Annotated in this window: 10 protein-coding genes; 8 read left to right on the top strand and 2 right to left on the bottom strand. The window is 63.1% G+C overall.

Annotation, left to right across the window (positions count from 1 at the left end; translation table 11 throughout):
- Nucleotides 1-5: 5 nt before the first annotated feature.
- Nucleotides 6-1,886, bottom strand: coding sequence for a long-chain fatty acid--CoA ligase (locus C8C98_RS19070; RefSeq protein ID WP_121455552.1), 1,881 nt, complete (start codon nt 1,884-1,886; stop codon nt 6-8).
- Between the two features lie 205 nt (nt 1,887-2,091).
- Nucleotides 2,092-2,727 carry a GntR family transcriptional regulator gene (locus tag C8C98_RS19065; protein ID WP_121455551.1) on the bottom strand — a complete coding sequence of 212 codons (636 nt, stop codon included), beginning with the start codon at nt 2,725-2,727 and terminating at the stop codon, nt 2,092-2,094.
- A gap of 128 nt (nt 2,728-2,855) precedes the next feature.
- On the opposite strand from C8C98_RS19065, the gene scpA reads away from it, so the two are divergent.
- The 8 genes from scpA (at nt 2,856) to C8C98_RS19025 (ending at nt 12,358) form a co-directional block, all read left to right on the top strand.
- A complete protein-coding gene (gene scpA, locus C8C98_RS19060; RefSeq protein ID WP_121455550.1) occupies nt 2,856-5,027 on the top strand; it encodes a methylmalonyl-CoA mutase in 2,172 nt (723 codons plus the stop codon).
- 61 nt (nt 5,028-5,088) lie between these two features.
- Nucleotides 5,089-5,553: a GNAT family N-acetyltransferase gene (locus C8C98_RS19055; protein WP_233574608.1), complete on the top strand. Its 465-nt coding sequence runs from the start codon at nt 5,089-5,091 to the stop codon at nt 5,551-5,553.
- Nucleotides 5,550-6,611, top strand: a complete 1,062-nt coding sequence (gene meaB / locus C8C98_RS19050) for a methylmalonyl Co-A mutase-associated GTPase MeaB (protein WP_255423180.1) — start codon at nt 5,550-5,552, stop codon at nt 6,609-6,611. Before C8C98_RS19055 ends, meaB begins: the two co-directional genes overlap by 4 nt.
- A gap of 42 nt (nt 6,612-6,653) precedes the next feature.
- Nucleotides 6,654-8,186 (top strand): acyl-CoA carboxylase subunit beta, encoded by a 1,533-nt coding sequence (locus C8C98_RS19045; RefSeq protein ID WP_069105802.1) that lies wholly within the window; start codon nt 6,654-6,656, stop codon nt 8,184-8,186.
- 21 nt (nt 8,187-8,207) lie between these two features.
- Nucleotides 8,208-10,256, top strand: a complete 2,049-nt coding sequence (locus tag C8C98_RS19040) for an acetyl/propionyl/methylcrotonyl-CoA carboxylase subunit alpha (protein ID WP_121455549.1) — start codon at nt 8,208-8,210, stop codon at nt 10,254-10,256.
- A complete protein-coding gene (locus tag C8C98_RS19035; protein ID WP_233574607.1) occupies nt 10,253-11,098 on the top strand; it encodes a YdcF family protein in 846 nt (281 codons plus the stop codon). The genes C8C98_RS19040 and C8C98_RS19035 overlap by 4 nt, the downstream gene beginning before the upstream one ends.
- 98 nt (nt 11,099-11,196) lie before the next feature.
- A complete protein-coding gene (locus C8C98_RS19030) occupies nt 11,197-11,667 on the top strand; it encodes a VOC family protein (RefSeq protein ID WP_121455548.1) in 471 nt (156 codons plus the stop codon).
- Between the two features lie 184 nt (nt 11,668-11,851).
- The gene (locus C8C98_RS19025) at nt 11,852-12,358 is read left to right on the top strand and encodes a YegJ family protein (protein WP_158600186.1); all 507 of its coding nucleotides are present in this window, start codon (nt 11,852-11,854) and stop codon (nt 12,356-12,358) included.
- Nucleotides 12,359-12,396 lie beyond the last annotated feature (38 nt).

Here is a 12,396-nt window from a genome sequence, read left to right as displayed (position 1 = left end):
GTGCGTCAGCGCCCGCCGGGCTTTTGGTACATGCCTTCAATCGCCTGCTCAAAATGCCCCATCAGGTTGGTGCGCTTGAGCTTGAGGGTGGGCGTCATGAAGGTGTTCTCAATCGTCCAGGGCGCCAGCGTCAGGTGCACGGCGCGGGGCACGGCGTAGCGTGCAAAGCTGGCGGTGTTCTTTTCAATGCGGGCCAGCACGGCGCGGTGCACGCTGGGGTGTTGCAGGCTGTCGGCCTCTTGCGGGTTGAGCCCCAGGTCGGCGGCCAGGTGCTGCCATTCCCGCGGGTTGAGCACGGCCACGCAGGCGATGAAGGGGCGGTTCTCGCCCACCACAAAGGCTTGCTCCAGCAACGGGTCGGCCAGCATGGCCAGCTCCAGGTCGCCCGGCGGTACCTTTTCGCCGGTGGAGGTGACGATGATCTCCTTGATGCGGCCCTTGATGTAGATACGCCCGTTCACGATTTCGGCTTGGTCGCCCGTGCCCAGCCAGCCGTCGGCGTTCAAGATTTTGGCGGTGTCCTCCGGGCGCTTCCAGTAGCCCTTCATCACGATGGGGCCACGCACCTGCAGCTCGCGGTTCTCGCCAATGCGCACCTCCACGCCGGGCAGGGCCTTGCCCACGCAGGCGGGGTCGTTGTCTTCTGGCGCGTTGACCGACACCACGGGCGATGTCTCCGTCATGCCGTAGCCCTGGATCAGCGGCAGGCCCAGTCCCAAAAAGCACTTGGCAATGGTGGGTGACAGTGGGGCGCCGCCACTCACCGCCACCCGCACGCGGCCACCAAACTGGGCCATCAGCGGCGCAGCCACCAGGGCGCGCAGCAAGGGCCAGGGCAGGGCGGCCATCCAGCCTGCGGCCTTGGCATCGTCCGGCGCAGGGGCGGGCAGGCCCTGCGCGGCACAAAAGCGTGCCCAGCCCTTGCTTTGCGCAGCTTCGTACAGCTGCATTTTCCAGGGCGAGCGCGACAGCTTCTCTTGCACCTTGGCATGGATGCGTTCGTAAATGCGGGGCACTGAGATCAACACCGTGGGCCGCACGGTTCGCAGGTCTTCTGCCAGCAGCGGCACCGAGCGGGCATAGGCCACGCAGCTGCCCGCTGCAATGGGCAGGTAGTAGCCCCCCGTACGTTCAAAGGTGTGTGACAGCGGCAGGAACGACAAGAACACGTCTTGCGCCGTGGGCGCAATGCGCTCCAGTACGGCCTTCACATCGCTGACCACATTGCTGTGGGACAGCATCACGCCCTTGGGTTTGCCGGTGGTGCCTGAGGTGTAGACGATGGCGGCCAGGTCATCGGCCCCTGGGGGCGTGGGAGTGGGCCACTGGGCCAGCGAGGGGGCTTGGGCCGCCCCCTCCAGCCACTGCGCCAGCGAGCCGACCCGTGGGCCATCCTGCGGCGGTGGTGTGCCTGCCGTGTCGGCCGCGCTTGGCGAGGCGTCTTCGTCCGTGAAGACGACGGCGCGCAGGGCCGGGAAGGGCGTGCCCACAGCGCATATCTTGTCCCACTGCGCCCGCTGGCCCACGATGAGCATCGAGGCTTCGCAGTCGGCCAGGATGTAGGCAATGCTGCCGGGGTTGTCGATGGCATGCAGCGGCACGGGCACGCAGCCCGTGGCCAAGGTGGACTGGTCTGCGCACAGTGCGTTCAGCCCATTGGGCAGCAGGATGGCGATGCGGGCCGCCTGCGGCAGTTGCATGGCGCCAATGGCTGCTGACCAGCGCTGCACCCGCAGCGACGTGTGTTGCCAGCTCCAGCTCTCCCAGGCATGGGTGGCCGGGTTGAAGGCGCGATAGGCCTCGCCCTCAGGGGTGCTGGCCACGCGGTAGGCCAGGAGTTGGGGGAGCGTCTGGACGCTGGCGATATCGCGAGGGGAGGGTGTCATAGGGCTGAGGAAAGCGGGGCGCCAAGAGGCTCTCTGCACGCATCGGATGGACCGTGTGCTCGGAGAAGACTTGGTACAAACCCTAATTTTGGGTGCCGGGCATGATAACCACCGTGCAGGCTTCGTTACGTCCTGCAATGACTGCTGTGCTCAGGAATGCCGCGCAGGTCCTGGCCCGCCCAAGTGGTCAGCCTATGTGGTCAGCTTAAGTCGCGGCTTCCAGCCCTTGCGCGAAGTGGGTCTGCATGGCCTGCATGGTGCGGGCGGCATCCCGCGCCAGCAGGGCCTCCAGAATGGCCCGGTGTTCCGTCAATGAATCCTCGATGCGCCCTTGTTTGAACAACGAGTTGTGGCGGTTGAGCTTCATCACCTTACGCAGGTCGGCCACCATCTGGCTGCGCCAGCGGTTGTCCGCCATCTCCAGCACCAGCATATGAAAGCGCTCGTTGACGGCAAAGAATTTTTCGCGGTCGGCCACAGCACCTTCCAGCTCGGCGTGCAGCGCTTGCAGGGTCTGCTGCTGCTCGGGCGTAGCGCGCTCGGCCACCACGCCGGCGGCGTCGCTCTCCAGCAGGCTGAGCAGGTGGTACACGTCGCGCAGGTCTTTTTCGCTCATCTCCGTCACATAGGCGCCACGGCGCACCTTCATCGTGACCAGGCCTTCGGCGGCCAGCACCTTCAGCGCCTCGCGCAAAGGGGTGCGGCTGATACCAAACTCTTCCGCAATCTTGAGCTCGTCAATCCAGCTGCCGGGCTGCAGCTCGCGCCGGAAGATGCGCTGGCGCAATTGCTCGGCAACTTCTTCGTAAAGCGCGCGGGGAGTGAGGGTGACGGCAGACATGGCCCGGATTGTAAGCTGGCTGGAATATTTTGAATCAATAATTATGAATGATGTAAACTCGCCGCCACATCGGGACCAGCCCTCGCGCCGTTTTACGCACCTACGCCATCTTCGGAGAAGCTTTCGCCATGAGTGACAAACCCCACAACAACGCCCCCGAGTTCGCTGCCGCTTCGCTAGAGACATGGGCCAAGGCGGCGGCCAAGTCGGCCCCCGGTGGCGATGTGAACGCCTTGAACTGGGTGACACCCGACGGCATCACCGTCAAGCCGCTGTACACCGCCGAAGACACGGCCAGCCTGCCGTACGCCAACACCTTGCCCGGTTTTGAGCCCTACCTGCGCGGCCCCCAGGCCACCATGTATGCGGTGCGGCCGTGGACCATTCGCCAATACGCAGGCTTTTCAACCGCTGAAGAATCCAACGCCTTCTACCGCAAGGCCCTGGCTGCGGGCGGGCAGGGTGTGAGCGTGGCGTTTGACCTGGCCACCCACCGCGGCTACGACAGCGACCACCCGCGCGTGACGGGCGACGTGGGCAAGGCCGGGGTGGCGATTGACTCGGTCGAGGACATGAAGATCCTGTTCGACCAGATCCCGCTGGACAAGGTGAGCGTGTCGATGACCATGAACGGCGCCGTGTTGCCCGTGCTGGCGGGCTATGTGGTGGCGGCGGAAGAGCAGGGCGTCTCGCAAGACCAACTCTCAGGAACCATTCAGAACGACATTCTGAAAGAGTTCATGGTGCGCAACACCTACATCTACCCGCCCAAGCCCTCGATGCGGATCATTGGCGACATCATTGGCTACACGGCCAAGAACATGCCCAAGTTCAATTCGATCTCGATCTCGGGATACCACATGCAGGAGGCGGGGGCCAACCAGGCGCTGGAGCTGGCCTTCACGCTGGCCGATGGCAAGGAGTACGTGAAGACGGCCATTGCCTCCGGCCTGGACGTGGACGAGTTCGCCGGGCGGCTCTCGTTCTTCTGGGCCATCGGCATGAACTTCTACCTCGAAGTCGCCAAGATGCGCGCGGCGCGCCTGCTGTGGTGCCGCATCATGAAGGAGACCGGTGCCAAGAACCCCAAGAGCCTGATGCTGCGCACCCACTGCCAGACCAGTGGCTGGAGCCTCACCGAGCAGGACCCTTACAACAACATCGTGCGCACCACCATCGAGGCCATGGCCGCCGTGTTTGGTGGCACGCAAAGCCTGCATACCAATGCGCTCGATGAAGCCATCGCGCTGCCCACCGAGTTCAGCTCGCGCATTGCACGCAACACCCAGCTCATCATCCAGGAAGAAACGCACATCACCAACGTGGTGGACCCCTGGGCTGGCAGCTACATGATGGAAAAGCTGACCCAGGACATGATGGACGCCGCCTGGAAGATCATCGAAGAGGTCGAGGCCATGGGCGGCATGACCCAAGCGGTGGACAGCGGCTGGGCCAAGCTCAAGATCGAAGCCGCTGCGGCAGAAAAACAAGCGCGCATCGACAGCGGCAAGGACGTGATTGTTGGCGTTAACAAGTACAAGCTGGCCAAGGAAGACCCCGTCGATATCCTGCAGATCGACAACGTGAAGGTGCGCGACGGCCAGATTGAGCGCCTGGCCAAAATCAGGGCCAATCGCGATGCAGCCAAGGTGCAGCAGGCGCTGGATGCTCTTACTTCTGCAGCAGAAAGCGGCGAAGGCAACCTGCTGGAGCTGTCCATCAACGCCGTGCGCCTGCGTGCCACGGTGGGCGAAGTGAGCGATGCGCTGGAGAAGGTTTACGGGCGCCACCGCGCCGATACACAAAAGGTGACCGGTGTGTACGCAGCTGCCTATGACTCGGCCGAAGGCTGGGACAAGCTCAAGACCGAAATCAACGAATTCGCCGAAGCCCAGGGCCGCCGCCCCCGCGTGATGATCGCCAAGCTGGGCCAGGACGGGCATGACCGTGGAGCCAAAGTGGTAGCCACCGCATTTGCCGACCTGGGTTTTGACGTGGACATGGGCCCGCTGTTCCAGACCCCCGAGGAATGCGCCCGCCAGGCGATTGAAAACGACGTGCATGCGGTAGGGGTGAGCACGCTGGCAGCAGGGCACAAGACGCTGGTGCCCGCCATCATCCAGTCGCTCAAGGACCAGGGCGCGGACGACATCATTGTGTTTGTGGGCGGGGTGATTCCTGCGCAGGACTATGAGCACCTGTACGAAGCGGGCGTGAAGGGCATCTATGGCCCCGGCACACCGATTCCGGCCAGCGCGAAGGATGTGCTGGAGCAGATTCGCAAGGCCTTCGTAGCATGAGTGAGGCAAAGGCCAGACTATCACCCACGCGCTTAGAGTGGTGCCGTTTGGAGATGTTGCATTGAACACCCCTGCATTCACCTTGCATCCCGTGGCCGAGGCTGACTTCGAGCCCATGCTGGTGTTGCGCACGGCTGCCATGCGTGAAAGCCTGGAGCGAGTGGGGCGGTACACACCAGAGCTCTCACGCGAAAGACTGCGCGCGGCCTTTGTGCCCGAGCACATGCAACATTTGGAGGCACCCGACGGACGTCGTATGGGGTTCGTCACGGTGCGTCCTGAGGGCGAGCGCGCTTTGAGGCTGCAGCACCTGTATTTGCACCCTGAATGGCAGTGCGCTGGTGTAGGCGCTGCAGTGCTGTCCCAAGTGCAGGACAGGGCGCGCCGTGAAGGCAGGGTGCTGCGCGTGACTGCGCTGCAGCTCAGTGACGCCAACCGTTTCTACCAGCGCCACGGTTTCGTGAAGACGGGCGAGGAAGGCGTAGATGTGCACTACGAGTGGCGGTCTCAGGAGAGCGCCGAATGACCACGTCCCCGACCACGCTTGCGCGGCAGCCTTCGGTCAGCGGCTTGCTGGACGGTATCGCCGGTGATGCGGGTGCCGTGCAGCGCCGCGCCATGTCCAAGGCCATCACGCTGCTCGAATCCACCCGCAACGACCACAGGGTTCAGGCCGACGAGTTGCTCACGCAGCTCCTGCCCCACACCGGCAAATCCTTCCGCCTCGGCATCAGCGGCGTACCCGGCGTGGGCAAAAGCACCTTCATCGAAGCGCTGGGCCTTTACCTCATCGCCCAAGGCCACCGCGTGGCCGTGCTCACCATCGACCCGTCCAGCACCGTTTCAGGCGGCTCCATCCTGGGCGACAAGACGCGCATGGAACACCTGTCGGTCCACGAAAAAGCCTACATCCGCCCCAGCCCCTCCAGCGGCACACTGGGCGGAGTCGCAGAGAAGACCCGCGAGGCCATGCTGGTCTGCGAGGCGGCGGGTTACGACGTGGTCATCGTCGAAACCGTGGGCGTGGGCCAGAGCGAGATTGCAGTGGCAGGAATGACGGACATGTTCGTGCTGATGCAGCTGCCCAATGCGGGCGACGACCTGCAGGCCATCAAGAAGGGCGTGATGGAGATTGCCGACCTGGTGGTCATCAACAAGGCCGACATCGACAAGAACGCCGCCACGCGGGCCGAGGCGCAGATCACGTCGAGCCTGCGCTTGCTCAGCCAGCACGGCAACCCCGAGAACGCCCACCACGACGAAACGCTGTGGCACCCCAAGGTCGTGCAGATCAGCGCGCTGCTGGGGCAGGGCGTGGACAGCTTCTGGGCTGCGGTCACGCAGTTTCGCCAGTTGCAGACCGCCAATGGCCGGATCGGCACACGGCGCGAAAAGCAGGCGCTGTCCTGGATGTGGGAGCGCATCGACGCGGGCCTCAAGCTCGCGTTTCGCCAGCACCCGCAGGTCAAAGAGCTGCTGCCGCAATTGCAGGCCGACGTGGCTGCAGGGCGCATTGCCGCATCGACTGCAGCACGAAATCTGCTGCTAGCGCAATCAAATCATGCGCAAGCAGCTATCAAATAAATAGCATTTCCAAGCAATAAGCCATTTCACCAAAGGACGACCATGCAAGACATCCTGGAGCAACTGGAGAAAAAGCGTGCGCTGGCACGCCTGGGCGGCGGGCAAAAGCGCATTGATGCGCAGCACGCCAAGGGCAAGCTCACCGCGCGCGAGCGCATCGAGCTGCTGCTGGACGACGGCACGTTCGAGGAATGGGACATGTTCGTCGAGCACCGCTGCACCGACTTTGGCATGGAAGACAACAAAATCCCTGGCGACGGCGTGGTGACGGGCTACGGGATGATCAACGGCCGTCTGGTGTTTGTCTTCAGCCAGGACTTCACGGTGTTTGGCGGTGCCTTGTCTGAAACCCATGCTGAGAAGATCTGCAAGGTGATGGACCAGGCCATGAAGGTCGGTGCACCGGTGATTGGGCTGAACGACTCCGGCGGCGCCCGCATCCAGGAAGGCGTGGCGTCCCTCGGCGGCTATGCCGACGTGTTCCAGAAAAACGTGCTGGCCAGCGGCGTGATCCCGCAGATCAGCATGATCATGGGCCCCAGCGCCGGCGGCGCTGTGTACTCACCCGCCATGACGGACTTCATCTTCATGGTGAAAGACAGCTCGTATATGTTCGTGACCGGCCCTGAAGTGGTGAAGACCGTGACCCACGAAGAAGTGACGGCCGAGGAACTGGGCGGCGCCGTGACCCACACCACCAAGAGCGGTGTGGCCGACATGGCGTTCGAAAACGACGTGGAGGCGCTGATGATGCTGCGCCGCCTGTACAACTACCTGCCGCTCAACAACCGCGAAAAGGCCCCCGTTCGTAAGAGCAACGACCCGGCCGACCGCATGGACCGCAGCCTCGACACCCTGGTACCCGAGAACCCCAACAAGCCCTACGACATGAAGGAGCTGATCCTCAAGACCGTGGACGATGGGGACTTCTTTGAGCTGCAGCCCGAATACGCCAAAAACATCCTCATCGGTTTCGCCCGCATGGAGGGCCAGACCGTGGGCATCGTTGCCAACCAGCCGCTGGTGCTGGCCGGTTGCCTGGACATCAAGAGTTCCATCAAGGCCGCGCGCTTCGTGCGGTTCTGCGATGCGTTCAACATCCCGGTGGTCACGTTTGTGGACGTACCCGGCTTCATGCCCGGCACTTCTCAAGAGTACGGCGGCATCATCAAGCACGGCGCCAAGCTGCTGTACGCGTATGCCGAGTGCACCGTGCCCAAGATCACCGTCATCACCCGCAAGGCCTACGGCGGCGCGTACGACGTGATGAGCTCCAAACATTTGCGCGGCGACGTCAATCTTGCCTGGCCCAACGCCGAAATCGCGGTGATGGGCGCCAAGGGCGCGGTGGAGATCATCTTCCGCGAAGACAAGAACGATCCGGTGAAGCTGGCCGCGCGTGAGGCCGAATACAAGCAGCGCTTTGCCAACCCGTTTGTGGCCGGTGCGCGGGGGTTTATTGACGATGTGATCTTGCCGCATGAAACGCGCAAGCGCATCTGCCGGTCGCTGGTGATGTTGCGCGATAAAAAGCTGGAAAACCCATGGCGTAAACACGGAAACATTCCGCTGTAACAGCCTAAGGAGAACAAGAACATGTTTACCAAGATCCTGATTGCGAATCGCGGCGAAATTGCTTGCCGAGTCATCGCCACCGCAAAAAAAATGGGCATCGCCACCGTCGCCGTCTACTCCGACGCCGACAAGGAAGCCCGCCACGTCAAGCTGGCCGACGAGGCGGTGCACATTGGCGCCGCGCCCTCGCGCGAGTCGTACCTGCTGGCCGACCAGATCATTGCAGCCTGCAAGCAGACCGGCGCGCAAGCGGTGCACCCCGGCTACGGCTTCCTTTCGGAAAACGAAGCCTTTGCCAAGCGCTGCGAAGACGAGGGCATTGCCTTCATCGGCCCCAAGGCGCATTCGATTGCGGCCATGGGCGACAAGATCGCGTCCAAGAAGCTGGCCAATGAGGCCAAGGTCAACACGATTCCTGGTTACAACGACGCCATCGCGGGCCCCGAGCAGGCGGTGGAGATCGCCAAGGGCATTGGCTACCCCGTGATGATCAAGGCCTCGGCCGGTGGCGGCGGCAAGGGCCTGCGCGTGGCGTTCAACGACAAGGAAGCGTTTGAAGGCTTTGCCAGCTGCCAGAACGAAGCCCGCAACAGCTTTGGCGACGACCGCATCTTCATTGAGAAGTTTGTGCAGGAGCCGCGCCACATCGAGATCCAGGTGCTGGGCGACAGCCACGGCAACGTGATTTATCTGAACGAGCGCGAGTGCTCCATCCAGCGCCGCCACCAGAAGGTGATCGAAGAGGCGCCATCGCCGTTCATCAGCGACGCCACGCGCAAGGCGATGGGCGAGCAGGCCGTGCAACTGGCCAAAGCCGTGAAGTACCAGAGCGCTGGCACGGTGGAGTTTGTGGTCGGCAAAGACCAGGACTTCTACTTCCTGGAGATGAACACCCGTCTGCAGGTGGAGCACCCGGTGACGGAATGCATCACCGGCCTCGACCTCGTGGAGCTGATGATCCGCGTGGCGGCGGGCGAGAAGCTGCCGTTGACACAGGCCGACGTGAAGCGCGACGGCTGGGCCATCGAGTGCCGCATCAACGCCGAAGACCCGTTCCGCAACTTCCTGCCTTCCACCGGCCGTCTGGTGCGCTTTCAGCCGCCGGAGGAAACCATGTTCCAGTCCGACACCAGCAAGAAGCTGGGCGTGCGGGTGGACACGGGCGTGTACGAAGGCGGCGAGATCCCCATGTATTACGACTCGATGATCGCCAAGCTCATCGTGCACGGCACCGACCGCAACGACGCGATTGCCAAGATGCGTGCGGCGCTCAACGGCTTTGTGATTCGCGGCATCAGCAGCAACATCCCGTTCCAGGCGGCGTTGCTGGCGCACCCCAAGTTCGTGACCGGCGACTTCAACACCGGCTTCATTGCCGAGAACTACGGCAAGGGTTTCCACGCCGAAGACGTGCCGCACAGCGATCCGCTGTTCCTGGTGGCTCTGGCCGCGTTCATGAACCGCCGCTACCGCGCGCGCGCTTCGGGCATCAGCGGCCAGCTGGCGGGGCACGAGGTGAAGGTGGGCGAGCAGTTTGTGGTGGTCACGCTGGGCGCCGAGGGGCAGAACCAGCACCACGAGGTGACGGTGTCTGACTTTGAAGATAAATCGGGCTCTAGCGCAGTCACAGTGGGCGGTAGCAGCTACCAAATCAGTAGCAATGCCACGCTGGGCCAGATTCGCGTGCAGGGCGCCTGCAACGGCCAGGGCTTCACCGCCCAGGTGGAGCGGGGCGTGGGCAAGAACCCGCTGGCACTGCGCATTGCGCACAACGGCACGCAGATCGACGCACTGGTGCTGTCGCCGCTGGGCGCGCGCCTGCACAAGCTCATGCCCTTCAAGGCGCCGCCAGACTTGTCCAAGTTCCTGCTCTCGCCCATGCCGGGCCTGTTGGTCGATGTGGCGGTGCAGCCCGGCCAGAAGGTGCAGGCGGGTGAAAAGCTGGCCGTGATCGAAGCCATGAAGATGGAGAACATCCTCTTTGCCGCGCAAGACGGCGTGGTGGGCAAGATCACGGCGGGCAAGGGCGATTCGCTGGCCGTGGACCAGATCATTCTGGAATTCCAGTGATCCAACCCTCGGGCATGGGGGCCAGTGATTCCGGGCACGGGGGTGGGCGCCGCCATGGCTGGCCTTGGGCGCGCATGGCCTGCCTGCTGGTGGGCGGTGTGTTGCTGGCCGATGCCCTGGTGCTGATGGCCATGGGCTTTTTCATGGTGGGCGTGACCGTGCCTGCGGCCCTGGGGCTGGTGATGTGCTTTGTGGGTGCGCGCTGGCACGAGGTGCGGGCCGGGCTTGATCGCCTGCGCTGGGGCCGCTTCGCGTGGAGCGCCGGCTGGCTTTTCTTGGCCCTCTGGGTGTGCAGCGTGGGAGCGTTCTGGGCGGTGCTGGTGCAGCAGGTGAACGCCTTGGGCCAGGCGGACAAAGCTGCGGTGCCGCAAGCCATTGTGGTGCTGGGCAGTGGCACGCCCAAAGGGCAGCCGTCGCCCGCACTGCGGGCGCGGCTGGACACAGCGCATGCGCTGGCCGCTGCGCACCCACAGGCCTGGGTGGTGGTGTCGGGCGGAGTGGACTTTGGCGAAACGCTGAGCGAGGGCGAGGTGATGGGCAACTACCTGCGCCAGCAGGGCCTGGACCCGGCGCGCATTCTGCAAGAAGAGCGCAGCACCAGCACCGAGCTGAACCTGCAGTACAGCCTGCCATTGCTGCAAGCCCAGGGCTTGGGGCTGGACTCTGCCGTGGCGGTGGTGACCAGCGACTTTCACACCCTGCGCGCACAGCGCATTGCCCAGAAGATCGGCTACACCCGCGCCCTTGCCGTGGCGGCGCCCACACCGCTTTACATCCGCTACAACGCTTGGCTGCGCGAGTATTTCGCCATGGCCAGCAGCTGGTTACTGCGTGAGCTGTGAGCGGGGATATGGCCCATATTTCAGTTCATATTTCAAATCAAATTAGCCTCTAGCGCTTATCCTAAAAGCGCTAGCAGCTATCAATTCAGGAGTAATTCATGAGCGCTAATATCCGCCCGTTCAAAGTCCTCGGCATCCAGCAAGTCGCCATTGGCGGCACCGACAAGCAGCGCATGAAAACCCTGTGGGTGGACATGCTGGGCCTTACACAAACCGGCACCTTCCAGAGCGAGCGCGAGAACGTGGACGAAGACATTCTGGCCATGGGCAAGGGTGCCTTCAAGGTGGAGGTGGACATCATGCAGCCCCTGGACATCGACAAAAAACCCGCCGTGCACACCACGCCGCTCAACCACATTGGTCTGTGGATTGACGACCTGCCCAAGGCTGTGGAATGGCTCACTGCCCAGGGCGTGCGCTTTGCGCCCGGCGGCATTCGCAAGGGGGCTGGTGGCTATGACATCACGTTTTTGCACCCCAAGAGCAATGACGAGTTTCCGATTGCGGGCGAGGGTGTGTTGATTGAGTTGGTGCAGGCGCCTGAGGATGTGATTGCCGCATTGGGCTGAGCCTCTGCGCTGACCGCGCCAAAGCCAACGCCTTGCTGCCTCGCGCAGCAAGGCGTTTTGTTTTGGCGCGCCATCGTGTGCAGTTTTTCACCCTTGGCCCGGGCACTTCACGCGGGCCCGGGGCATGGTGCTTTGCGCCGTTTTACATTCGCAGCTTCTTTGTTCAAGCCTTGTGCGAATGCCCATGAAACTCTCTTTGTTGGCCGTAGGTGCGGTCTCGGTGTTGATGACCTTCTCTTTCTCCACCCAGGCACAAAGCCAGGGGCAGGGGGGCAAGATCAAGGACAAGGTCTACAACATTGCTTCGCAAGACGCGGAAATGGAAGAAGCGATTGGCAAGGCCCGCGCCACGCTGGATGATTTTTTGAAGATCCACGCCAAGCCGCCCGCAGGCGCTGACGGCTTCAAGATCAAGGTGAAGTTCTCAGGGGGCGGGAATGATGAGCACATCTGGGTCACGCCGTTCCAGGTCACTTCCAAAGGCTTCACAGGCACCCTGGCGGGCCAGCCGCGCTATGTCACGCACCTGGAGAACGGGCAGAGCGTGCAGTTCACCCGGGCCGATGTGTCGGATTGGGGCTATGTGCAGGGCGGCAAGCAAAAGGGCAGCTACACCGTGTGCGTCATGTTCAAACACATGCCCGCCGCCGACGCTCAGCGCTACCGCCGCGACTACGGTTTTGAGTGCTGAGCCTGGGCAGGGCTGTGTGAGTTTGCATGAGGCTGCTG

Origin of the sequence: Acidovorax sp. 106, from assembly GCF_003663825.1 — a bacterium.
GTDB lineage: Bacteria > Pseudomonadota > Gammaproteobacteria > Burkholderiales > Burkholderiaceae_C > Acidovorax.
Note: the sequence above shows the minus strand (reverse complement) of the source record. Positions and strands in the feature narration are given on the sequence as shown.